19 protein-coding genes are annotated in these 24772 nt (G+C 50.5%); 8 read left to right on the forward strand and 11 right to left on the reverse strand.

From position 1 onward, the window contains the following. Positions 1-761 precede the first annotated feature (761 nt). From AC50X8_RS22590 to AC50X8_RS22600, 3 genes are read left to right on the forward strand one after another with little or no spacing between them, the layout of a single operon-like run. Positions 762-1439, forward strand: a complete 678-nt coding sequence (locus AC50X8_RS22590; protein ID WP_494881620.1) for a GntR family transcriptional regulator — start codon at positions 762-764, stop codon at positions 1437-1439. An 18-nt stretch (positions 1440-1457) separates the two neighbouring features. Further along, a complete protein-coding gene (gene uxuA, locus AC50X8_RS22595) occupies positions 1458-2543 on the forward strand; it encodes a mannonate dehydratase (protein ID WP_056037284.1) in 1086 nt (361 codons plus the stop codon). Continuing rightward, positions 2492-3403 carry an SDR family oxidoreductase gene (locus AC50X8_RS22600; protein ID WP_081418884.1) on the forward strand — a complete coding sequence of 304 codons (912 nt, stop codon included), beginning with the start codon at positions 2492-2494 and terminating at the stop codon, positions 3401-3403. The genes uxuA and AC50X8_RS22600 overlap by 52 nt, the downstream gene beginning before the upstream one ends. Before the next feature lie 479 nt (positions 3404-3882). On the opposite strand, the gene AC50X8_RS22605 is transcribed toward AC50X8_RS22600, so the two are convergent. From AC50X8_RS22605 to AC50X8_RS22650, 10 genes are all read right to left on the reverse strand, one after another. Beyond that, positions 3883-4776, reverse strand: coding sequence for a dihydrodipicolinate synthase family protein (locus AC50X8_RS22605; protein ID WP_494881622.1), 894 nt, complete (start codon positions 4774-4776; stop codon positions 3883-3885). 45 nt (positions 4777-4821) lie between these two features. Next, entirely contained in the window at positions 4822-5784 is a 963-nt protein-coding gene (locus tag AC50X8_RS22610) for a phosphoglycerate dehydrogenase (RefSeq protein WP_494881624.1), read from the reverse strand. Continuing rightward, complete coding sequence (locus AC50X8_RS22615) at positions 5784-6614, reverse strand: carbohydrate ABC transporter permease (RefSeq protein WP_494881626.1); 831 nt, start codon at positions 6612-6614, stop codon at positions 5784-5786. The genes AC50X8_RS22610 and AC50X8_RS22615 overlap by 1 nt, the downstream gene beginning before the upstream one ends. A 10-nt stretch (positions 6615-6624) precedes the next feature. After that, complete coding sequence (locus AC50X8_RS22620; RefSeq protein ID WP_494881628.1) at positions 6625-7497, reverse strand: carbohydrate ABC transporter permease; 873 nt, start codon at positions 7495-7497, stop codon at positions 6625-6627. Positions 7498-7585: 88 nt separating this feature from the next. Further along, positions 7586-8920: an ABC transporter substrate-binding protein gene (locus AC50X8_RS22625; protein ID WP_494862354.1), complete on the reverse strand. Its 1335-nt coding sequence runs from the start codon at positions 8918-8920 to the stop codon at positions 7586-7588. 236 nt (positions 8921-9156) lie between these two features. Beyond that, positions 9157-10875 carry a response regulator gene (locus AC50X8_RS22630; RefSeq protein WP_494881630.1) on the reverse strand — a complete coding sequence of 573 codons (1719 nt, stop codon included), beginning with the start codon at positions 10873-10875 and terminating at the stop codon, positions 9157-9159. Further along, a complete protein-coding gene (locus tag AC50X8_RS22635; RefSeq protein ID WP_494881632.1) occupies positions 10875-12581 on the reverse strand; it encodes a sensor histidine kinase in 1707 nt (568 codons plus the stop codon). Before AC50X8_RS22635 ends, AC50X8_RS22630 begins: the two co-directional genes overlap by 1 nt. A 233-nt stretch (positions 12582-12814) precedes the next feature. Then, positions 12815-14791 (reverse strand): ABC transporter substrate-binding protein, encoded by a 1977-nt coding sequence (locus tag AC50X8_RS22640; protein WP_494881634.1) that lies wholly within the window; start codon positions 14789-14791, stop codon positions 12815-12817. 363 nt (positions 14792-15154) lie between these two features. Further along, the gene (locus AC50X8_RS22645; RefSeq protein WP_494881636.1) at positions 15155-16753 is read right to left on the reverse strand and encodes an acyl CoA:acetate/3-ketoacid CoA transferase; all 1599 of its coding nucleotides are present in this window, start codon (positions 16751-16753) and stop codon (positions 15155-15157) included. A gap of 74 nt (positions 16754-16827) precedes the next feature. Further along, on the reverse strand, positions 16828-17628 hold the full coding sequence (locus AC50X8_RS22650; protein WP_056037315.1) for an enoyl-CoA hydratase/isomerase family protein: 801 nt from the start codon (positions 17626-17628) through the stop codon (positions 16828-16830). A 207-nt stretch (positions 17629-17835) separates the two neighbouring features. On the opposite strand from AC50X8_RS22650, the gene AC50X8_RS22655 reads away from it, so the two are divergent. From AC50X8_RS22655 to AC50X8_RS22675, 5 genes are all read left to right on the forward strand, one after another. Then, a complete protein-coding gene (locus AC50X8_RS22655; RefSeq protein ID WP_056037317.1) occupies positions 17836-18879 on the forward strand; it encodes a LacI family DNA-binding transcriptional regulator in 1044 nt (347 codons plus the stop codon). A gap of 208 nt (positions 18880-19087) precedes the next feature. Continuing rightward, a complete protein-coding gene (locus AC50X8_RS22660) occupies positions 19088-19903 on the forward strand; it encodes a transporter substrate-binding domain-containing protein (RefSeq protein WP_099518622.1) in 816 nt (271 codons plus the stop codon). A gap of 3 nt (positions 19904-19906) precedes the next feature. Then, positions 19907-20575, forward strand: a complete 669-nt coding sequence (locus AC50X8_RS22665) for an amino acid ABC transporter permease (RefSeq protein WP_056037323.1) — start codon at positions 19907-19909, stop codon at positions 20573-20575. 10 nt (positions 20576-20585) lie between these two features. Then, complete coding sequence (locus tag AC50X8_RS22670; RefSeq protein WP_056037326.1) at positions 20586-21326, forward strand: amino acid ABC transporter ATP-binding protein; 741 nt, start codon at positions 20586-20588, stop codon at positions 21324-21326. Between the two features lie 21 nt (positions 21327-21347). Further along, the gene (locus tag AC50X8_RS22675; protein WP_056037329.1) at positions 21348-22514 is read left to right on the forward strand and encodes a MalY/PatB family protein; all 1167 of its coding nucleotides are present in this window, start codon (positions 21348-21350) and stop codon (positions 22512-22514) included. A gap of 215 nt (positions 22515-22729) precedes the next feature. Here the strand turns inward: AC50X8_RS22675 and AC50X8_RS22680 are convergent, their stop codons facing one another. Then, positions 22730-24724: a methyl-accepting chemotaxis protein gene (locus AC50X8_RS22680; protein ID WP_494881638.1), complete on the reverse strand. Its 1995-nt coding sequence runs from the start codon at positions 24722-24724 to the stop codon at positions 22730-22732. Positions 24725-24772: the final 48 nt, after the last annotated feature.

Consider the following 24772-nt stretch of genomic DNA (forward strand, 5'->3'; position numbering starts at 1 on the left):
AAGAGCATTTGGTTTGACTTGCTCATTACTTTTTTGTATCGCTTTACATTAACTAAGTTAATGTGGCAGTTTCACTCGTTGTTCAGTTTTCAAAGAACAATTTCTCTTGCTTGCGTTTCGTTCGTGTCTGCCGTATGTCTCAGCGGCGACTCATATAATATATCACGGGTGCCTAGAAGATTGCAAGTGTTTTTTCAAAAAAATATTCCCTTTTTCATTTTTATTTAAAAATAACATTCAAACTACCGTTCACAATACCTCACTATAATGAAGTAATTATTTTAAACCCCTTATAATTTACTGATTCCATGGATTAAAAACTTTCGTGAAAGGGACTGCTGCCATCTTTCTTTCCTATAAGACATCCCTTTTCTGAATATTGCAGTCTATGGCTTTATTGATTCCAATGCGGACAAAATCGTTTCTTAATTGTCAGTTAAAGGCTCATAAGCAAACACTATAGCATAGAAACAAGCCTCGTTCAGCGTTCAACTGCTGGGACAAGGCTTGTTTTGCGTTAGGCAGGCGGATGATGGGGATGCCCGAAGGGAATCTTTTTCACCAAAAATGTTTCCGCTTCCAAACTACCATACAAGTATGGTAGTATAGCAAGGTGAAACGGCTGTCGCCGTCCTTTGGCGGGGCAGTGCGTTTCATTCCGAGAAATATAGAGAAAGGATGGCATAATTATATACTTTCCTATATTTTGAAAACATAAATTTCAACCTAAAAAAAGAGCTTGCCTACTGAGGAGGTGAACGATGGATTTTACGATAAAGCCCACTGCCGTATCGACGCGGGATGCGATTTATTTGACGCTGAAGGAGCAGATTTTGAGCTTGGAGCTGCCGCCCGGTACGAGCATTTCGGAGAAGGAAATTTCCGTAAAGCTTGGCGTCAGCCGCACCCCCGTTCGGGAAAGCTTTGTTCGGCTGGCGCAGGAAGGGCTGCTCGAAATTTTTCCGCAGCGCGGTACCGATGTTTCGCTCATTGATTTGGAGCTGGTCGAGGAAGCCCGCTTTATGCGCGAGCAGCTGGAGACTGCGGTTATCCGCCTCGCCTGCATCAGCTTCCCTGCGCAGCGGCTGACGGCGATGCGTCACAATCTCGCCTTGCAACGGGCTTGCGTAGAAAGCCAAGACTACAAAACGATGTTTGAGCTGGATGAAGCTTTTCACCGCACGCTGTTTGAGGGCTGCCGCAAGAGCAACACTTGGGCCGTCATCCAGCAAATCAACGTCCATCTCAACCGCAGCCGCATGCTGCGTCTCGCTGCCGATCACCATTGGGAGCATTTGTACGAGCAGCATCTGCAAATGGCGCAGGCGATTGAAAGCAGCGATATCCAGCTTGCCGAACGGCTGATGAAGGAGCATTTGAACCTGACGATTGCCGATCAGGCGCTATTGAAAGAGAAGTTCCCTACCTACTTCAAATAATCGGAGGCGAAAGGCACTATGAAAATGGTATTTCGTTGGTTTGGCGAAGGCAATGACACCGTCAGCCTTGACCAAATCAGACAAATTCCCGGCACGGAAGGCATCGTCTGGGCGCTGCATGACGTTCCTGCTGGCGATGAATGGCCGATGGACAAAATTATGAAGATCAAAGAAGCAGCGGACAAAGCCGGCCTGCACATCAAGGTCGTGGAAAGCGTCAATGTTCATGAGGACATTAAGCTCGGCCTGCCAAGCCGTGATTTGTACATCGACAACTACAAGAAGACGATTGCCAAGCTTGCGCAGGTCGGCGTCAAAGTCATTTGCTACAACTTCATGCCAATTTTCGATTGGCTGCGTACCGATCTTCATAAGGAGATGGAGGACGGCTCGACGGCGCTTTTTTATGAAAAAGCGATGATTGATAATGTTGATCCCTTCGATCTCGTTAAGCGCATCAACGAAAATTCGAAGCTGACGATGCCGGGCTGGGAGCCGGAGCGGCTGCAATATTTGACCCAGCTGTTTGAGGCCTATCAAGGGGTTACTCAAGAGCATCTATGGGCAAACGCGAAATATTTCCTCGACGAAATTATTCCGTTTGCTGCTGAGCATGACATTAGAATGGCCATTCACCCGGATGATCCGCCTTGGCCGATTTTTGGCCTGCCGCGCATTATTACAGGGCAAGATAATATTCGCCGTTACCTTCAGCTGCACGACAGCCCTTATAATGGTCTCACTTTATGCAGCGGCTCGCTGGGCGCCAACCCGGAAAATGATATCGTGTCGATGATTCATGAGTTTGCCGATCGTATTCCGTTCACGCATATTCGCAATGTGCGTGTCTACGAGAATGGCGATTTCATTGAATCGTCGCACCGCACACAAGATGGCACGGTCGATATCGCCGGTGTTGTTAAGGCCTACCATGAGGAACAATACGAAGGCTACTGCCGACCGGATCACGGCCGCCACATTTGGGGCGAGGAGTGCCGTCCGGGCTACGGCTTGTATGACCGCGCACTCGGCATTATGTACCTTTGGGGCCTATGGGATGCGTATCAGAAAGCGGCTGCTGCGGAAGGAGCTGCTGCAAAGTGACTGAAACGGTAAATTTACCGAAGCATACCTCCATCGAGGGCAAAGTCGTCGTCATTACAGGCGGCGCAGGCGTATTATGCCGTGCAATGGCGCTGGAGCTTGGACGGCAAGGAGCGAAAATCGCCGTGCTTAACCGCACACTAGAGAAAGGCGAGCAGGTTGCATCGGACATTAATGCGGCGGGCGGCCAAGCAATTGCTGTCGCCTGCGATGTCACCAATCAACAAAGCGTTGCTGCCGCTGCCGAAACAGTGCTTGCCCAGCTTGGTCCTTGCGACCTGCTTATCAATGGTGCGGGAGGCAACCATCCGAGCGCCAATACGACGAATGAGACGTTCCAGCCGGAGGATTTGGACAATCCTGACGTCACCTCGTTCTTCGACTTGAATGTGGACGGCTTCCGTAATGTGCTGGATTTGAACTTCGTCGGCAGCCTTATTCCGACGCAGGCTTTTTCCAAGCACATGCTCGGCAGGGCTGGTGCAGCCGTCATTAATATTTCGTCGATGAGCGCACCGTCGCCAATGACGAAGGTTCCGGCTTACAGTGCAGCCAAAGCGGCGATTAACAATTTCACGCAGTGGCTTGCTGTCCATTTGGCTGATGCCGGCATTCGCGTAAATGCAATTGCTCCGGGCTTCTTCCTGACCCAGCAAAACGAACGGCTGCTGCTGAATGAAGACGGCTCCCATACGGCGCGAGCAGGCAAAATCATCTCCCACACGCCAATGCGCCGCTTCGGCTCGCCGCAGGATTTGCTCGGCACGCTGCTCTGGCTGGCGGATGAGCAAATGTCCGGCTTCGTCACCGGCATTGTCGTGCCGGTCGATGGCGGCTTTATGGCCTATTCCGGCGTCTAGCTTATTTCTTGGAGTCTGCGTACCGAGAGTCAACTTCGTGTATGGGCTTTTGGCGGACTCGGCAGCCGCTATTTCAGCCGAATCATGGGTTATGGCAGAGGAACCGGACTCAGGAGACGCTAATGTGCTTTCCAACGTTATTTTGATGGGAAAATCAAGGCAATAACGGATCTCCTGTCCGCGTACGACCTCAAATCAATTCAAAAGCCAAAATAGCGGAACCTCAGTCCTTCAGAAAAAGAGACAGCGTTTCCCAGGCTGTATGGTCCCTGCCCTGCAGCACTCGCACGCTGAGATTCCTTAAGCTTTTGCCTTGAGCCGTTAGATGAGATCGGCTTCGGATAAGCACTACGTACGTACGTATGTATGAGTATACGGATTCTGGTTTGCATACACACCCTAACAAGCAGCGCCCCTCCTAAATGAAGAAGGGGCGCTGCTTGTTATTAATAGGCTTTCAAAAAATAACTATGACATCACTAGATCACCTGCGGCAGCGCAGCCAGCTGCTCTTTAAGCTCAGCCACATCGCCAGCGCTAAGATCAAGCTGCGGCGCTCGCATAAAGCCGGCATCTATGCCGCGAAGCTTGAGCGCCTCCTTGAAAAAGGACATATTCGCGCCGCTTCTCAGCACCTCGCAATATTGAATCGCGATGCGCTGCCATTCGCGGGCCTTATCCAAATCTTTCGCCTGGTAGGCGTTGTATACCGCCACAAACGGCTCCGGATATACGCACGACACCCCGGAAATCACACCGTCACAGCCCATAGCGAGCGCCGGAAGGAACAAACGGTCAGCTCCCTGCATTACGGAGAAATCGCCGCCTTTTATGGACAGGTATTCATTCGTGCGCAGAAAATCCGGATAGCTGTATTTAACGCCGACTACGTTGCCGCAGCGCTCTGCTACTCTCTGCGCAACATCCGTTTTGAGATCATTGGCTGCGCATTGCGGGATATTGTACAAATAGACGGGGAAATCAGCGGGCAGACTGGACGCTACCGTCACATAATATTGCTCCAGCTCCGCGTCGTTCGCGCCAAGGAAAAACGGCGTGACTACACCAACACCGTCAGCCCCAATTTGATGGGCATGCTGCGCCAGCAAAATCGTATCATTCTGCGTTGCCGCACCTGCATGAATAAATACGGTAACTCTTCCAGCCGCTGTTTTCACGACCGTCTCCGCAACCGCTTGGCGCTCGTCAACCGACAGCCGCACCATCTCTCCTGTCGTCCCCAGCGGGAACAGGCAGTGTATGCCTTTGGAAATCAAAAATTCGGTCAGCGCTTCTACCTTCGCCAAATCAACCTGTCCTTCTTTAGTGAAAGGCGTCACCATCGCTGTCGTTACACCGTACAAACGTTTCATCGTGCCAATCCCTCTTTCTATTTATGGTTTAGTTAAGGCTGTAAGTTAACGAAGCAAATGAACAGGGTCCTTGCCTGCAAAAATATCCAGCAGCGCCTGCGCCGTGTCTAGGCCAACCCGGTAATACGTCTCTGTCGTTTCCGCTGCGGTATGGGGCGTTGCAATCAGCTTGTCCAGCTCAAAAAGCACATTGTCCGCCGCTACCGGCTCCTGCTCGTACACATCGATTGCCGCTCCGGCGATGCTGCCCTTTTTCAAAGCGCTGTACAATGCCCGCTCATCGACGAGCGCGCCCCGAGCCGTATTGACGAAATAGGCTGCTGGCTTCATCCGGCCAAATTGCCCATCGCTCATCATATGATACGTTTCCTTCAGACTGGGCAGATGCATGCTGACGACGTCGCTCTGGGCGAGCACTTCATCGGAGGAGACAAGCTTGACCCCGAGCGCCTTCGCCTTCTCTTCATTCGGATATTTATCGTAAGCGATAATCGCTACATCAAAGCCCTGCAGCTTCTTCGCTACCATCTGGGCAATGTTGCCGAAGCCCAGCAGCCCGACTGTGCGATCCGCCAGCTCCATGCCGACGGTACGGTCCCAATAGCCGCGTCTTGCCGAACGCTCAAGCGTCGGGATGTTGCGCAGCATCGACAAAATCAGGCCAATCGTCAGCTCCGCTACTGCATTGGCGTTGCCGCCCGGCACATTCGCCACCTTGACGCCGTATTCCTTCGCCTTCGCCAGATCAATATTGTCGACGCCAACACCGAAGCGGGCAATGCCCTTCAGCTTTGGCGCCAGCTTGAAAATCGCCTCATCCCATGTATCTACGCCGGCCACGACCCCGTCTATATCCGCGACAAGCGGAGCAAGCTCTTCAAACGTATGGGGACGGCCAAGCTGGTTCTCGATAATTTCGCAGCCTGCCTCCTCCAGCATTCGCTTCGCATCGGCGCATAGCAGCGAATAGTTCGTCGCCGTCACTAGAACTTTATGCTTTGAGTTCATTATTTGACTCCTCCAACGGTCATCCCGCTAACCATATATTTTGATGTAAACAAATACATAATAATGACTGGAATAGAAGCGATAATCGAGCCGCCCATCAGCGGCCCCCAAGCGAATACGTCGCCAACGATCATATCCGACAGGCCCAGCGTAATCGTCTTGTCGCTCGTTTTCGTCACGATGACGAGAGCATATAAATATTCGCTCCAGCACAGCGTGAAGGCAAAGATGAAGGTTGCAGCAAGCCCAGGAGCAGCGAGGGGAAAAATAACGCTCCACATCGTGCGCGCCCGGCTGCAGCCGTCGATCATTGCCGCTTCCTCAATCTCTCCCGGAATCGATTTAAAATAGGAGACGAGCATCCAAGTCGCATATGGAATCGTAATGGTCGGGTATATAAGCATGAGACCATACACCGAATTGCTAAGGCCAATCGCATTCACCAGCATATAAAGCGGAATGAACAGCACCGCGCGCGGCATCAAGTAGGCGTACAAGATTCCTCTGGATATAAAGCCGCGGCCCTTGAACTGCAACTTGGAAATCGCATAGGCAGCCAGCATGCTGAACAAAATCGACAGAAAAGAAACGATCAGCGATACGTAAAGGCTATTTTTAATATTTGATAAAAAGCCCTTCTCCGTCAGCAGCTTCTCATAAGCAGACCAGCTGAAAACTTGCGGCCAAAAGGACGGCGTCATATTGTAGATTTCCCCCTGCGACTTGAAGGACGTGTTCAGCATCCAATACAGCGGGAACAAAGCAAAGATCAATAAAAAGGCTAAAGCTCCATAGACGAGAACCTGTTTGCCGACTGATTTATTTTCCATCGTTTATCACCTAATCTCTGGATGAAAGCGAGCGCTTCGTCACGTAGTTGATCAGCAGAATCAACGGCGGCATCGTCATAATGGCGATGGCGATCGCTTTTCCAAGGCTCATATTCAAAAATCCGATCGTATAGCTCAGCGTTGACAGCACCTGTGTCGCATTGGCAGGCCCTCCGCGCGTCAGCAGCCAAATAATTTCGAAATCGTTCAAGGTCCAAATCGTAGTCATCACTGCAGCGAGTACCGTAACTTCCTTCACGGAAGGCAGCGTCATATGCCAGAAACGCTTGACCGCACCGGCCCCGTCCAGCATAGCCGCTTCATACATTTCCTTCGACACGGTCTGAAGGCCAGCAAGAATGGCAATGCCCATGAAGGGGATGCCCCGCCATACGTTAACCAGAATGACCGAGAACATCGCAAGGTCCGGCCTTGCCAGCCAGCCAAGCGGTTGATCGATCAGATGGACTTTCAATAGCAGAAAGTTCAGCACTCCGCCAACATCGGAGTAAATCCACTGCCAGGTAAACACCGATACGATAGTCGGGATCGTCCAAGGTAAAAATAAGAGGACACGGAACGTATTGCGGAATATGATCTTTTCATTAAGCACAAGCGCCATAATCATGCCAAATACCGTTTTGAACAACACGGCTACGCCGGTAAAAACAACAGTATTCCACGTCGCTTTCCAGAATGCCGAATCCTGCAGCAGCTCTAAATAATTGCCGAGCCCGATAAAAACCGCATCCGCTCCTACGACTTTATTCGTAAAGCTTAGATAAAGCGCCCAGCCAAATGGCAGCACCATAACCGCAAGCAGATAAATCAATACCGGGCTCATGAGGAAATAAGCCAGTTTATTGTTTTGGTTTGTATTCAAGCCTCATCCCGCCTTACTTAAAGGCATTGGAGGGCCAGACGCTCTGGCCATCCTTCGCCGAATTAATAACAGCTTACTTTACAAAAGCTTATTTGCTGTAAACCTCTTGAATTTTAGCCTGCATATCTGTGATTGCCGCTTCCGGCGTGTAGCTCGTTTCAAGCAGCAGCTTCTGGAACGTATCGTTGAGAATGCGAAGATTGAACACTTCCCCCGCCTTCGCATTGTACTCGCCAGGATAGCCGAGGAAATTAAAGCCAGCAACGGATTCAACAAATGCTTTGTTTTTCTCGTCTTGCCACACCGCTTCCTTCGCCAGCTCGTCATATACGGGAGCCGTCAGTGGAGCACCCTTCTCAATCCATGACTTATACCAGTCTTTATCCAGCATGTAGGAGATGAATTTTTTAGCCAAATCCTTGTTTTTCGAATCTTTGAAAATGCCGAGATTGTTGCTGATGCCTGGAATAAAGGTGCCTTTAGGACCGGCCGGGTAAGGCGCTATGCCTGTTTTTTCATATAAGTCCGGGTTGTCCTTCTTAATCGTCGCGAGCACGCTGCCCGTGTTAAAAATCATCGCCGCTTGTCCGCTCAAGTAAGCTTTATTGTTGCCTGCGTCATCCCAGCCGATTGCGCTTGGCGGCGTGCTTTTATCCGTTAAGAAAATATCGCGGATAAACGAAGCGGCCTGTACCGTTTCCGGCGAATCCGCAATGACCGTTTTGCCGTCCTGCGTATCGACAGAACCGCCATAGGACCAAATAATGCCGCGAGTCAGAAACTCGGCGTCGGAGTTGCCTTTGCCATAGCCCATGCCGATTCCATACAGGCCTTTGCTCGTGTCTGTCAGCTTTTTGCCCATTTCCCTAAGCTCGTCCCATGTTTTCGGAGGCTCTGTATAGCCTGCATTGGCAAGCAAATCCTTGCGATAGTAGAGCACCTGCGTCTCGGTCCAGAAGGGCACACCGTATTGCTTGCCGTTGAACGTAATCGCTTTTTTCGTATTTTCATTAATGGCGCTTTTGCCTTGCAGGCTGGCCACCACATCGCTTACATCCTCCAAAACGTCTTTTCCGTAAAATTGCCCAATTTCCTGATAACCGAAAAAGGATACATCCGGTACCGATTTGGATTCAATCGCCGCCGTCCACTTCGGATAAAAATCCTCGTAGGCAATCAGCTCCACATTTACATTCACATTGTTTTCTTCTCCAAATTGCTTCGCACGCTCTGTAATTAACGTGTTTTGATCATCAAACAGCTGCTTCTTCATCCAAAAGGTAAGCGTTGGCTTCTCGCCGCTGCCCGCCTGCGCGTTCGCCCCGCCATTGTTCGCCGTTCCCTCATTGCCTGCATTCCCGCAGCCTGCCACGACAACTGTCAACAAAGAAACTGCTACTGCTTTTTTCACTCCGTTTTTCATAGAAATGCTGACCTCCCGTTTCGCTTTTTTTCACGTACAGCATCATCTGAGTTGAAGCGCTTTCATGCTTCTGTCCCTATCTTAATTCGAATAGTTAAAAGATAATATGACAACAATTTAATCGAATGATACAAAATTAACACAATTCCACTACCGCCTTTTTCCGGTGAAAAATAGTACAAAAAAACAGCACCGCTCCATCGCTCGGATTGCGGCGCCGCTGTTATGGCCCTTCTCTATTTCAGTTCCTTGCCGCCCTCCAGCTTTTGCCGGTACTCCTGGGGGGTCAGGGAATAATATTTTTTGAACACCTTATTGAAATAATTCGGGTTCTGATAGCCTAGCTGGAGCGCGACTTCATAGCTTTTCAGGGCTGGATTGGCCAGCATGGATGCCGCCAGCTCCATCTTGAGCCGCAGCACATAGTCACTCACATTTTCGCCCGTCGCCAGCTTAAAAATCCGCGACACATGAACCGGATGCATAAACAGATAATCGGCGATCGCTTGCAGCGTCACATCGGTGACGAGATTTTTCTCAATGTAGCTGCGGATTTTGCCTACCGTTATTTCACGGTCATTTCTCGTATCGTTCTCCATGCTTTGCCGCAGCAGCCGGAATGCTTCGTCTAGCCAGCTTTTCAACGCCGTAATGGAGCGGCATGGCAGCAGCCCGCTCATATCCGATAAGCCGGGGCCGATCATCTCCGCCAATTCACGCCCGTTTTTGTGCGCGAAGGAGCTGAAAGAGGCATAGATGGAAAAAAACACTTCCATCAGATGCTCCGGCGAATCCGGCCAGCCTTGATTCAGCTCGCTCCAGATGCCGCCAAGCTTCTGCTCGGCCACTTCCCAGCTGCCCGATTCCATCAAATGAATGAGCATCGGCGGCTCGTACAGCCGCTGAAGCGAATGAACCGGCAGCTGGCGGGCGATATCGCTGGCGACATGGATAAACAGCCCGCTTTGGCTGCCAATCTGCCGTCGCAGCGCCAGCAAAACATCCTCATACCGCTGCCTGACATCATGCGGGAACAACCCCCACTGGCTGACGAGCACGGATACCTCTCCACTCAAATAATGATTAACGCTGAGCTGAAGCTGCGAGGCTTTGAGCTGGAGCTCCTCATCCAGAGCTTTGCCCTCCTCTGATGAACCGTACGGCGGCTCTTCACCCTCCCCTTGCTTTTCCGCCATAGGCGGTCCGCCAGCGCTTTCTGGCATTTCCGTAACAATGCCCACCAAGTAGCCGTGAATGGTTTTACATGTCCAGAGACGAAAACGCTCCTCAAACAGCTCCTCCGCCATATTGCTCACGGCATATTCCATCAGGGACAGGCTGTAGAAATCCATCTCCGACAGCTTGCCCTCCAGCCGTACGAGCATCAGTGCGAAGCGTTGCCTTATGGCAACCGGAATTTTGAGCGATTCCAGCTTTTCGGGCAGCCGCTCCGCCGAATATTTGCGTCCCTCCAGCAATTCATTCAAGAGCTCGCCCTGAAGCTTCGGCAAATTCTCTTGAAAGGCTCTTGCAACGCGCTGATGGAAGCTCTTCTCGTCCAGCTCCTTCTTTAAAGCCTGAACCGCCCCGCTCACCTTTTCTAAAATGTGGTCGTCACTAATCGGCTTTAATAAATAGTCATACGTTTCATGGGCAATAGCCTGCTGCGCATAAGCAAACTCGGCATGCCCAGATAATAAAATGCATTTAATCCGCTTCCAGCTCCTGCGCACCTGCTGGAGCAGCTCCAATCCGCTGATGCCCGGCATCCGAATATCCGTAATCAAAATATCGATCGTATTCGTATTTAAAATTTCCAGCGCCTCTATGCCGGAATAAGCTTTGAACACAGCGCCGATCCCGATTTGCTCCCATGGAAGCGTATCGGCAAGGCTGTCCACCACGCTCGCCTCATCGTCCACAAGCAGTAGTCTAAATGCCAGCTGCTCCTCCATCACGCTTCCTCCTTGTCCTCCCAAATGATTTCCGTACGAAAGCCGTCCAACGGTGAAGGCGAAGCGGAAAACTGCAAGCCCGAATGCCCGCCATATAGCTGTGTTAGCCGTTGATGCGTATTCCATAGGCCGCACCCGGTGTGCTCATCCAACGGGACAGCGAGCGACATTCGCAGCTTGACCATCTCCTCCTTCGTCATGCCGCTGCCATTATCATCGACGATGAGCCGGTTCAAGCCGTTCTGGCGCAGCCCTTTAATATGGACAATGCCAAATTGCAGCTGGCTTTCAATTCCGTGGACGACTGAATTTTCCACAATAGGCTGAATGAGCAGCCGTGGAATGGGCAAATCCATCATCTCCTCAGGAATATCTATTTCATAGTGCAGACGCTGGATACGAAGCTGCTGAATAATCAAATAGTTTTCCACCAGCTTAAGCTCCTCGCGCACCGTCGTCATGCTGTTTTCCATCCGCGTCGTGTAGCGATAGTATTCGCCTAAATTCAGCGACATCGCCACGACTGCCTCCTTATCGCCGAGATTCGCCATATTTTTAATATAAAATAGACAGTTGTATAAAAAATGCGGATTGATCTGCGATTGGAGCTGCTTCAGCGTCGCTTCCTTGGAGCGCAGCGTCTCCATGTACACCTTGTCGATCAGCTCCTGAATCTGCTCCGCCATCTCATTAAAGCTGCTGAACAGAAACTCAAACTCATTGTTAGGACGCTGCTTCAGGCGGGTGGAAAACTGCCCGTCCTTGATGCGCTGCACTCCCCGCACCAGCAGCACAATCGGGCGCTGGACATTGCGGTACAGCAGCAGGGTAGACAGAACGCCGAGCGCCATTAGCAGTGCTATCGAGATATAAAACAGATTGCGGCTCGTATTAATCGGTGCGAATACGCTAGCAAGCGGCACAACATCGACCAAATACCAGCCGAGGCTTGATGATTGGATATAATTTACAATATATTGTTGGCGGTTAATTTCTAGATTGAGACTGCCGCTGCCCGCGAGCTGCAAGCTTTCCAGCTGCTCCATCGCCTGCGTAACGAGCCGGTAGTTGCCGTTAAAGCCCATGATCGGCGCTTCGCCGGGATGATAAAGAAAAGGCTCGCGCGCCTCATCCTGCTGGAGCGAATTGAGCATATTTTTTAAATTGGCATCGGTGAACCGTACCTCCACATACAAATTCGGCATGTCCGACTGCTGCATGCGGCTGAACAGCATTTCCTTAATGCCGAACGTTGTCGCATATTCATGAACCCATTTGCCCATGTCTCTGGCTTCAAGCTTCTGCTCGTCATAATGGGCGGAATAATCCGTCGAAATCAGCTCCTTGGTGTCGCGCAAATATAAAATAATTTGGTTCGTCCAAGCACTCGTCGTCGTTTGCATATTCAGCATATCCACAAGTCGCAAGTGGCGCTGGAGCTGGACAAGCTCATCATTTTTTCCCCGGCCCTCCACATACTCCCGTATGCTGTAGTCGCGGCTTGCCGAGGTGGAATGCTTAACTAGCTGATCTACCATCATGTCGAGCTGGCTCATAAAAAAACCGAGACGGTTAAGATTCTGCTCCTTGATCGTCGTCTGCACCACATCTACGCTCACTTGGTTCGAATAGCCGTAAAGCAAAATAATCGGGATAAGCAGCGCAATAATTAAAGCTATCATTTTCCGAAATGTCGTCATCTTCATCGCTTTTCCTCCGCCTTACGTTATAAGTTCAGTCTCCTTGGCTGCTGCGGGTCACGGGAATCAACGCCATTCTACCATCATTTTCGGGCAAAAGAAAACGCTTACCTAATCTTGCATAAGCAGAAAGGAAGGTTCACTAGAAGAAAAACGCAAATGAAACAGGCATCTTCCGCACAAGCCGCTTGTGCAAAAAATGCCCGTTTTCCTTATTCATAATAAATGATTGCTGCTTATTATTTTAGCGCCGCTTGAATTTGGTCGAGCACCAAATTAATCGCTACCGGGCCATAATAGGCAATCCACAAATTCGTATCCTCTTTGTAAACATGGCCGTTTTGGACGGCTTTCAGGTTTTTCCAAATAGCCGAGCTTTCGAATTCCTTCGTCAGCTCCAAATTGCTGCTGTCTTCCATCAGAAAGAGATGGTCGGCCTCCAGCTCAGGAAGCTTCTCGAGCGACAGCGACGCGCTGCTGTTCTCTGCATCTACAGCCATTGCTGGCGGAGTCAGTCCCAGCTGATCGTACAAAAGCGCGGCTGTACGGTGGGCCGTTGTATGCAGCCTGACAATATTGTCACGCGGTCTTAGCACCGCGAACGTCTGTCCTTTGTATTTTTCAGACAGCTCGGCTTTCAGTCCGGAAATTTTGCTATTGTATTGATCCAGCACCTGCTGCGCTTCCTGCTCCTTGTCCATAATAAGGCCAAACGTTTTCAGCGTCGTCTGCCAATCCTCATTGCGTTCAAAAATAAGCGTCGGCGCGATTTTGATCAATTGGTCGTAAATTTTATCCTGAAACTCCGTACCAATAATAATGTCCGGTTCAAGAGCGATAATCGCTTCCACATTAGGCTCATCCTTCGTGCCAAGCGTAACGACATCTACCAGCTTGCCCGCCATGTACTCCGGGATTTGCAATTTTTCCGATTCCGTCACTACACTGCCGGAGGGCTGCTCCCCAATGGCAATGAGCTGATCCATGAACTGGGTGTCAAGCACGGCAATACGCTGCGGCGTTTGTTCCAGCTTCAGCTCGCCCTTCATATGCGTAATTGTACGCGGCGCGCTTTCCTTCGAGCCCGTGTCCGTTACGTTCGGCGACGCGGTTATGCTATTTGATGGAGCTGCTGCTCCGCCCCCTGCGCTTGTGTTCGTGCCCGCCGTGCCTGAGCATGCGGCTAACAGCAAAGTCAGACTTAACAGCAGGCTAACCGTCCAGCCCGCTTTAATGCTTCTGTTTGTGTACATCGTTACAGCACCCCTAAATTGGTATTGATAATGATTTTCACCACTACCTTTACCACTATACGGACGCCGCCTTCTTGCAGCAATTGCATATCGCGACAACCCGGATGGATTATGACGACTGCCTTCCACTTGCTCTCTAGCCCTTTTAAAGCTGCTCGGGGAGGAGCCTACATGCTTTTTAAAAATGCGGCTGAAATAGTAGCTGTCCGGATAACCAACTGCAGCTGCGATATCCTTCAATGAAGCATCTGTACCTAAAAGCAGCTCACGCGCTTTCTGCATCCTCACTTGAATCAAATAATCGATGGGCCCCGCCTGATAGCGGACTTTGAAAAGGCGCTGCAGCTGCCTTGGGCTGCAATGGAGCAGCTCGGACAACAGCGCAAGCGTTACCGCCTCGCCATAATGCTCATCCAAATAACGGCTGGCCTGCGCCGCGATATCCGGTACTGCCGTTGCAATCTCTTGATGATGCAGCTGCCCTAGCAGCTCGCAAATAAGCTGGTAAAATAGCGATTTCGTCCGCAGCTTCTCCAAAGCGCCTGCCTGCTTCCATTCCTGCTCCATCCGGACGATTTTCAAATACATTGCGGCATGATGCAGCGGTGCAAAGCCATACTGCATGTGGAACGGCTTGCTGCGCTCCAGCAGCTGCACGAGCTCCTGACGCGCTGGCGGCGACAATGACGCTTTATAAAAAATAAAATAATATTCAAGTGGACCAGAAGCTGGCTCCATATCAAGAAACGCCCCTTTGCCTGCATGGCAAAGATAACAGGACTCGGCGCGATGCTCCACTCCATCGAGCATGATCCGCCCCTGCCCCCGCGCGGTAAAAAGAAAAGCGCTCGCAGGCAGCTGATACGAGCGCAGCTCCTCACCTAGCTCCAGCACCGCATGCCGGATATCAAGCACCTTGAGGGAGGCTTGGTTCCACAATTGAATATGTTCATTCAAATTCATCGCTCTTGTTCAACTCCTAAGGATCTACTGGGTCAGACCTTAATGCTCCTCTCCCTATTATAGTGATAACAATTCTCAGTGTCGATTGGAAGATGTGAGGAATACAGCACAAAAAGCCGTCGAATCAATGATTGATTTGACGGCTAATATGGATTCAACTGTTTTTAATAGTTAAAGAACAGCCTTATAAACTGTTATAGCTGTTCTGTTCTCTTGTCTTTTCTTTTCTTTTCTTTAACTGTAAGCGGAAGTATGTTTGAGTTGATTGGACTTTTGGTAGTTCAGACGAATGTGACTCAGCCTATGGCTGGATTACATTCGTAGAACGGACAACGGCCAGGCAACCAATCATACTGTAGCGAATCATACTGTAGCAGCATTCCACTCTTGCTTGAGACCCATAGGCTCCTCTTGGAACAGCCTTGCATCCATCAGCTTGAGCTCCGGTGAAATGAGCGGCTCAAACGCCAGCAGATCAAGAATATCCCGCTGCAAATCGATTCCCGGGGCAATTTCGCAAAGCATCAGACCGCGTGCCGTAAGCTGGAACACCGCCCGCTCCGTAATAAAAATAACTTCCTTGCCGTTTTGCGCCGCCTCGACGCCATTGAAGGAAATGTCCGCGAGCGCGGGCACGATTTTGCGGAAGCGTCCTTCTTTTGCAATGTCGACCTTGCCGTCATTTACTTGAACAGAGAGGCCGCCAGCGGTAAAGGTGCCGCTGAACACGACTTTTTTGGAGTTTTGGGCAATATCGATAAAGCCGCCCACGCCCATAATTTTCCCATTGAACTTATGAACGTTCACGTTGCCCGCTTGGTCCATTTCAGCAAAGCTCAGGAAGCTGACATCCAGACCACCGCCATCATAAAAATCGAACTGGTATGGCTGGTCAAGCACCGCCCTAGGGCTGATCGTCGCGCCAAAAATAATACCCTTCGCTGGCGTGCCGCCAATCGGACCCAGCTCCACCGTAAACGTCAGCGCTTCGCCAACGCCCTCCTCGGCTGCCACATAGCCAACACCATCGGAAATGCCGACACCCAGATTGGCTACGGCTCCAGGGAATGCCTCCATGAGCGCCCGCCTTGCGATAATTTTGCGTTCGGTTAGCTGCAATGGCTCAATGCCGCCCTGCACGGCAATCAAATCGCCGCTCATATAGCGGTTGCTTTCCGTCTGGTACGTCTGCATTTGCTCTGGAACGACAACGACGGCGTCGACTAGGAAGCCGGGAATTTTAATCGTTTTCGGATGCTGCGAACGAGCTTGAACCATTCGCTGCACTTGTACGATGACGATGCCCCCGCTATTTTTCGTAGCTTGTGCAATGCTCAGCACATCCAGAAAAGTCGGTTCATCCTCCATCGTAATATAACCGTCTGTATCAGCAGTCGTACCACGAATAATCGCGACATCCGGCTTAATGGACGGATAGAACAGCCATTCCTTGCCGTCGATTTCCATCAGGCGAACAAGCTCCTTCGTCGTACGCTCATTCAGCTTTCCGCCTTGCTGGCGCGGATCGACAAAGGAGCCAAGCCCTACATGGCTCAAAATACCAGGATGCCCCGCTGCCGTGGAGCGGAACAGCTGCGTAATGACACCTTGCGGGAAGCAATATGCTTCAATTTGGTTCGTCTCGGCAAGCTCCGACATCCGCGGCGACTGCCCCCAATGCCCGCCAATCGCTTTGGCGCACAGGCCGGCAATGGCGATCGGGCTCATCCCTCTATCTGCCCGGTCACCGAGACCGGTTGTGTGAAGATAAGTCAGCCCGCTTGGCTGCTGCTCTTTATGATAGCGGTCTGCGAGCGCTTCAATAACAGCGGTTGCCTCGACAATTCCGCCGCCGGCGCCGCTAAAGGCGACCGTGGCTCCGTCAGGAATGAGGCGCACCGCCTCTTCAGCGGTTAAAACGGGAACCGGGCCGGTTCTTTTTTTCAAAGTTGCATTAGACATGATGGATAATTCTCCTTCTTCGGCTGCTTTCGTCTGTGCTGCTGGATAAGTCGAGCAAATCAGCGGTTAGAGTATTACACTTTCTGAACGGCGTCGCCTGCGAAAACAGGAGGACGCTTCTCGAAGAAGGCTTGCATGCCTTCCTTGAAATCTTCGCTTTCCGCAACCTTTTGCGAAATATCGAGCTGCGTCAAATCAAGCCATGACTGCTCCGGCATATAAATGCGGGTAAGCGCCTCCTTTACAGCGCGGACGGCCGAGCCGGATTTTGCGGCAATTTCCTCTGCCCAGCGGTAGGCCAGCTCATAGGCGGTTCCTTCGCTTGCAATCTCGTTGACTACGCCCAAGCTAAGCGCTTCCTGCGCACTCATTGGCTTGGCGAACAGCATAAACTGCATCGCTCTTCCTGCTCCGATGAGACGGGTGATCCGATAGGCGCTGCCGCTTCCTGGGAATGAGCCAATGTTTACCTCCGGCAAGGACAGCACAACATGAGGTGCAGCTACCCGCATATCACAGCTAAGCGCCCAGTCGAAACCTCCGCCATAGGCAGAGCCGTCCAGCGCGGCAATCGTCGGAATCGAAAGGACGGATAGGCGGGTGCGCAGCCGGATCTCGCTTTCCATTTTGTCGCTGACATACGTATCTTTGTCCAAATGCTGCTGTATTTCATTCATGTCTGAGCCCGCCGAGAAAACTTTGCCATTATGGGTAAGCACAACCACGCGCAGCTCCCCATCCGACTCAATATCGGCTAAAATCTTCTCAAGCCGTGCAAGCCCGTTATTCGTCCCCAAGTTCAGCGGGGGATTGTTGAAGCGGATAATTCCGATACGGCCTTCCTTGTGAAATTCAATTCCCGGATTTGCTGACATGACAAAAACCACCTTAATATGAGATTATAAAATATATTTTGCTGTCCTATTGAATAGCTGCCGTTCGTTATTAGATCGATCTAATCTTTCCATTGATTATAAAAAACGGCATCCCCCCTGTCAACAGCTGGATGGGGAATCTATAGTCATTCCATAAGCTGCGATTATGTACTATAATTTTCACTAATGAAAGAGGTGTGACTGATTGTGGGCGATAAAAAAGAAAAACGCGTAACGCTTCAGGATGTCGCGAAGGATGCAGGCGTATCACGCGCCACGGCATCGCTCGTCGTCAGAGGCAGTACGTCCATTACTGAGCAGACGAAACAGAAGGTTCTTGCATCGATGAATAAGCTCGGTTATGTCTATGATCGCGTCGCAGCAAGCTTTCGCTCCAGACGCTCTTCTACTGTGGGCATCATTATTACGGATATCGGCAATCCCTTCTTCTCTGAGCTGCTCACCAATTTGCAGGATCGACTCGATGAACTCGGCTATACAACGCTGCTTGGCATGACTTTTGAATCGGAAAGCAAGCAGGAGCGAATACTGGAAACGATGCTGGAGCATCATGTTTGCGGCATTATTATGGCTCCCGTTGCGGGTACAAACCCTGCTGTATTTGCCCGACTGAAGCAATTAAACGTCCCCTGTGTCCTTATCGGCCGTGAAATTTCCGGAGCACGCGTTGATTATATCGGCACTGACTTCCAATGGGGCACGAAGATGGCTGTCCGGCATTTGGCTGACCAAGGGCATAAGCATATTGCTTTGCTTGGCGGTACGCCTCATACCTCTGCTTATAATGAGCGGCTCGCTGGCTACCTGGAAGGACTTGAGGAATCACGCATCCCCACCGATCAGCGTCATATTATTCCTGGCCCGCCTACGCGCGAGAGTGGCGCTATCATTATTAACCAGCTGATCCGGCAGGACAAGCTGCCTACAGCGGCGCTGTGCCATAACGATATCGTCGCGCTTGGCGTCATCGTCGGCCTTAGGGAAAATCGGCTTGTTGCTGGCAAAGATATGGCTCTCGTAGGTTTTGATGATATTAAAGAAGCCGCTACTGCAAATCCCGGCCTGACTACCGTTGCCGTTGGCTCCGGCCAGTGGGGAATCGAGGCAGCGAACCTGCTGCACCAACGAATCAGCAGCGAGACGCAAGCACCGCAGGAGACGGCTAGAATTATTTTGCCGCCAAAGCTTGTTATCCGCGAATCCTCGACACATTTTATGGGCGTGCATTAATCGATGCACCCCCGTCATTTAGATGGCGAAATGGTCATTGACATTCAATTTTTAACTTGCTATAATTCCAACAAAACTAATAGGAAATAGACGTTACGCGTTTATTTACTAATAGAATCAAGCGCGAACGGTTTCGCTGGCTACAGCAGCACCCGGACACGTTTGGCTTATAATTAGATCGATCTACTAAGAGGAGGCTTTTGTCAACATGTTTGGAAAAAAAAGTGTGGTCTTATTAATGCTTGCCATGACGTTAGTACTGGGAGCATGCGGGTCGAAAACGACTAATGATTCTGAAAGCGCTAGCTCCGGCAACAAAGCAGAAAGCAAAGAATTAAATCTGGCTACGTTCGGCGTCAGCATTGGGTTCTCCAAGAAAGACGGAGACAAGCTGGAAGGTTATGATATTGCCGTAGCAGAAGCTGTTGCCAAATATTTAGGCTACACGAAAGTAAACTGGACGACTGCTGATATGGCAGGCATGTTCGGCATGCTGGACGCTGGCAAAATCGACACGATCGCCAATCAAGTAGAAGCTAACGAAAAGCGTAAAGAAAAATATATCTTCTCCAACACTTATATTTATTCCGGAGCACAGCTAATCGTCCGTGCGGATGATGATTCCATCAAAACGCTGGCCGATTTGAAAGGCAAGAAGATCGGTGTTGACGTTGGTACAAGTAAAGAAGCTTACTTGCGCGCCAATGATCCTAACAATGAGCTGAACATTACAACCTATGAAGATCCAAGCGTCATTCTCAACGATGTTGCGCTGAAACGGATCGATGCTTATATTATGGACCGCGCCGGTGCACAGCTGCTGATCGACAACTCAGGCCTTGCTTTGAAAAAAGCGGGAGACCCCGTTTACACTTACGAGGAAGCATTCCCGTTCCCTAACACCGAAGAAGGCAAGAAGCTGCGTGATTCCTTCAACGAAGCGCTTGAGGCTCTTGCAAAAGACGGCACACTGACGAAGCTGTCCAATGAACATTTGAAACAAGACATCAGCAAGGCTAGCTAATCGATGAATTTCGATACAGCGTTTATATTCGAAGCGATACCCAAGCTGCTGAAGTATTTGCCGATGACGCTGATGCTGGCGGTCGGCTCGATGCTTCTCGCTTGTCTTATGGGTATTGTGCTGGCGCTCATCATTAACAATAAAATTTTTATTTTGTCACCGGTGGCGAAGGTTTACATTTCCTTCTTCCGCTCGGTGCCTACATTGGTTACGCTGTTTATCTTTTATGTGGGAATCCCGCAAATTTTTCCGGAATTTACCTTTATTGATGCGATTACCGCAACGATCATTGCCCTCAGCTTTAAAAATGCCGCCTATTTGGCGGAAGAATTCCGTGGGGCGCTGAATGCGGTCGACAGCGGGCAAATGGAAGCCTGCCTGTCTGTCGGGATGACCAAATGGCAAGGCTTCCGCCGAGTCATTTTGCCGCAAGCGATGCGGGTTGCCGTTCCGAGTCTAGGCAACTATTTGATTATGCTGGTCAAGGAGTCCTCGCTCGCCTTTACAGTTGGTGTGACCGACATTTTTGCGCAAACGAAAATTTTGGCCAGCAACTCCTTCCGTTTTTTGGAGAGCTATATCGCCGTTGCCCTCATTTATTGGGCCGTAACGATTGTGCTGACCATGCTGCAGGGAAAATTGGAAAAGGCAATGAGCAAGCCTTATCGATAGGAGTTCTGTTATGCTAAAAGTGAGCGGGTTAAGCAAGCATTTCGGCGATAACGAGGTGCTGAAGCAAATCAATCTGGAAGTGAAGCGCCGCGAGGTTGTTGCAATTATTGGACCATCTGGTTCGGGCAAGTCCACGCTGCTTCGCTGCCTCAACCTGCTGGAAACGCCGGATGCCGGCCATATTGAAATCGATGGCTTTGAGGTCGATGCGAGAAGGCTGAAGAAATCGGATGCCTACGCCTTGAGACAAAAATCAGCGATGGTTTTCCAGCATTATAATTTATTCAAAAATAAAACGGCGCTGCAAAACGTCATTGAAGCGCTCATTGTCACCAAAAAGATGAACAAGCCCGATGCCGAAGCACTCGGCCACAAGCTGCTGGATCAAGTAGGGCTGGCAAGCAAGGCGAACAGCTATCCTGCCATGTTGTCCGGCGGACAGCAGCAGCGCGTAGCGATTGCTCGTGCACTGGCCGTTAATCCTGCGGTGATTTTACTCGATGAGCCGACCTCGGCGCTTGACCCTGAGCTTGTAGGGGAAGTGCTGCAGGTCATCCGCTCGATCGTTGATACGGACACAACGATGCTGATTGTGACCCATGAAATGTCCTTCGCCCGAGAAATTGCTGACCGCGTCATCTTTATGGCGGATGGCTCAATTATCGAGGAAGGCGATCCGCAAAGCCTGTTTGGACAACCACAGCAGGAACGGACGAAGAAATTTTTAGGAACGGTCTTTTCCAAAAACTGACGACAGGGGAAGAGGCAAACGATGACTCGCACACATAATTTTAGCGTACAGCTCGATCGACGTCATACCGATTCACAAATGCATACCCTATTTCCAGAAGATGTACTGCCTATGCACCTGGCCGAAACAGATTTCACCACGGCACAGCCCATTATTGATGCGCTCGCTGCACGGGTAGACCATGGCATGTTTGGCTACGTGGCCGAAAGCGAAGGACTGGCGCTTGCTGTCCAGCATTGGATGGCAAGCCGCTTTCAATTTCCTATAGAGCCAGCATGGGTCGAGTATTCCCCATCTGTTGGTTCTTCCCTCGTATTTGCCGTCCAAGCTTTCACACAGCCTGGCGACCGGGTGTTGATTCAGACGCCTGTCTATCATGCTTTCCACAGCTTGATCGATAATAGCGGACGCATTAAGGCGGAAAATCCGCTCAAGCTGCACAATGGACGCTACGAGATCGACTTTGAGGATTTGGAGCGCCAGCTAAGCAACCCGCGTACGAAGCTGATGCTGCTTTGCAATCCGCATAATCCGGTCGGGCGCTGTTGGACCAAGCTTGAGCTGACCAGAATCGCCGAGCTTTGCCTGCGCTACCATGTATTCGTTATCGCAGACGAGGTACATGCTGATCTGGCTTACGAGGCGTTTACCCACATTCCGCTGCCAGCCATTTCGGAAGAAATCGCTCAGCAATGCATGGTCACCGTCAATCCGAGTAAAACGTTCAACCTCGCAGGCATGCGCGCATCTGCCGCTATCATTCCTAATGACCGCTGGCGTGAAGCTTTCCGCATTGCCCTTATCAACAACAAAGCGATTGACCGTCCCGTGTTCGGCATAGTGGCATTGGAGGCTGCCTATTGGCATGGCGGCTACTATGTAGATCAGCTCGTTGCGTACCTGGAGGAGAATGTACGGTTTGTAGGGGACTATTTGCGTGAGCACATTCCGCAAATCAAGCTCATTCAGCCGGAAGCCACCTATTTATTATGGCTTGATGCTCGTGAGCTGGGCCTTCCTCCGGAGCAGCTTGCCCCTTATTTTATGCGGGAGGCAAAAATTGCGTTCAGGGATGGCTCCTCCTGCGGCAATGGAGAAGGCTTTCTTCGCATGAGCGTCGGCTTCCCGAAAGCGGTGCTGGAACGAGCGCTTAACCAAATGAAGCAAGCCGTTTCCAAGCTCGGGTAACCTCCCGCTTAAGCGTTAATAGGCTGTTCTGTTCGCGAAGCTACAGCTGCGATGTTTGGCTTTGACAATAGCAGACAGCCGCGCAACATAAGCAAAAAGCCGTCCTGCATGGCAGCCACTAGGCTATGCAGGACGGCTTTTTTTATATTTAATTCCGTCTTTATATCTTTTCTACGCTAATCAGGCGTGCTATCGTGCTATCGTGCGGCCGCAGCTTACAACTTAAAGCTGCCTACTTTGTTTTGCAGCTCGGAAGCAATTTCAGATAAGCCGACTGCCGATGAAGAAATGCCCTCCATCGCATCAAGCTGCTGATTGCCAGCTTGCGTCACTTGGCGGAATGATTGTGACGACTCGTTTGCAATGCCCGAAACCTCATGAATCGACGCCGCTACTTCCTCGGCACTTGCCGACATTTCCTCCGTCACCGCCGATACATCATGAATTTGCTGGACTATCAGCCTCGTGGATTGTTCAATGCTTGCCAGCGCCTGTCCCGCTTCCTCCGTTATGCGCAGTCCTCCCCGCATATCCTCGGAAACTTTATATTTCATCATATCGTAAGTAGCTGCAACCAGCTTCGTCATCTGGCCAATCGTCTCCAATATTTGATCGGCTGTCGTCTTCGTCTGGTCTGCCAGCTTCTGCACTTCCTGTGCAACGACGGCAAAGCCTTTGCCGTGATCGCCCGCCCGTGAGGCTTCAATGGCCGCATTAAGCGACAAAAGATTCGTCTGCTTGGCAATGCCTGCTATCGCTGTACTCATTTGCGTCACCTGTGCGCTAAGATCATGCAGCTGCTCAATCTGCTCGGAGGATTGGTCGATGGATTCGCCGATTTTTCTCATTTGAACCGTTACTTCCTGTACTTTATCGCTGCCTTCTGCGACATTCTGCTCGGTCTCTTTCGACGATTGCACAATTTCGGACGATGCTTCTGCAATTCTTGTAATGCCAATCGCCATTTCCTCCATCGTTCTGCGCGTTTCGTCCGTCATACGCGCTTGATTGTCCGCACCTTGTGCTGCTCCGCCAATGAGTTCCGATACAAGCTCCACCGTCTTCGTATTTTCCGTTGTGCTTGCGCTAAGCTCCTGGCTGGCAGCGGCCAGCTGATTCGACGAATCTGCCACTTCCATTACAATACCGCGCAGCGAATCGACCATCGCGTTGAAATTTCCAGCTAGCTCCCCGATTTCATCCCGGCGCTTCGTCTCGACTTTTTCCTGCAAATAGCCTTCGCTTACCCGTCTAGCTGCACGGTTCAATTGCTCAATAGGCCTTGTAATTGCCCGGATAATAAAGAACAAAATGATGAATGCGGCAACCAGCGAAATGACCATGACGAGGAACGAATTAAGCAAAATAGGCAGTGCAGCCTCAGTAAACTCCTCAGTTGGCAGAGCGCCGACCAATTTTAATCCGGTATCCTTATTCGTGATGTAAAAAGCTTTGCGTTCCACATTGTTAATCGGATCGTTGTAAAAGAGCTCCCCGCTATCTTGCTCCAGAATAGTCTGGATACCTTCGTTACTAATCGGTGTTCCCACTTCAATCGTAGGATGTGCCAAAATAACGCCCTGCTGATCCATCAAATAAACAAAACCCTCTGAACCGATTTTAACATTTTGAATTAATTGCCCGATTGCTTCTACGCTCAAAGCAACCGTAACGCCGCCCTGACCATCGGCAAATGTTTGAGATACGGTAATCGTATACTTATTCGTCGTTGCTGATAGGCCCGGCGGGGAAACGATAGCCTCTCCCGGAGCCGCCATAATTGCCTTGTACCAAGAGCGCTCCCGCGGATCATAATCCTCCTGCCCCGGATTCGGCGATTTCATCCAGCTGCCGTTCGCATTGCCAAGCGTTACAATTTCCACCTCTGGATGGTTTGCCGTAAAATTGTCGATAAGCGCCTGAGTCGTCTCAGCCTTTTCATCTACGGCTGCCGATGAGAGCAAATAAGCTAGCTGCTTCACATTGGCTTTCTCAAGCCCAACGATTTGATCGATCGCCATATTGAGCGAGGATACGGTAGAAGCTGCTGTTTGTCCCATTTTATCTTGAAGCTGAATTTTAGCATTGGTATAAGAAAAGAATGTAGAAACGAGCAGTGAAAAGATCAGCATCAGGGAAATGTAGAGAAGAAGCCTTCCTCTGAGCCTCCTCATATAGAACTTTTGCTTCCATTGCAATTTTTTCTTCATCTCTCTCTTCTCCTTCATGATGTAATTTCCCCAGCTTGTATTTATTGT

The sequence above is a fragment of the Paenibacillus sp. JT22N15 genome, from assembly GCF_059383755.1.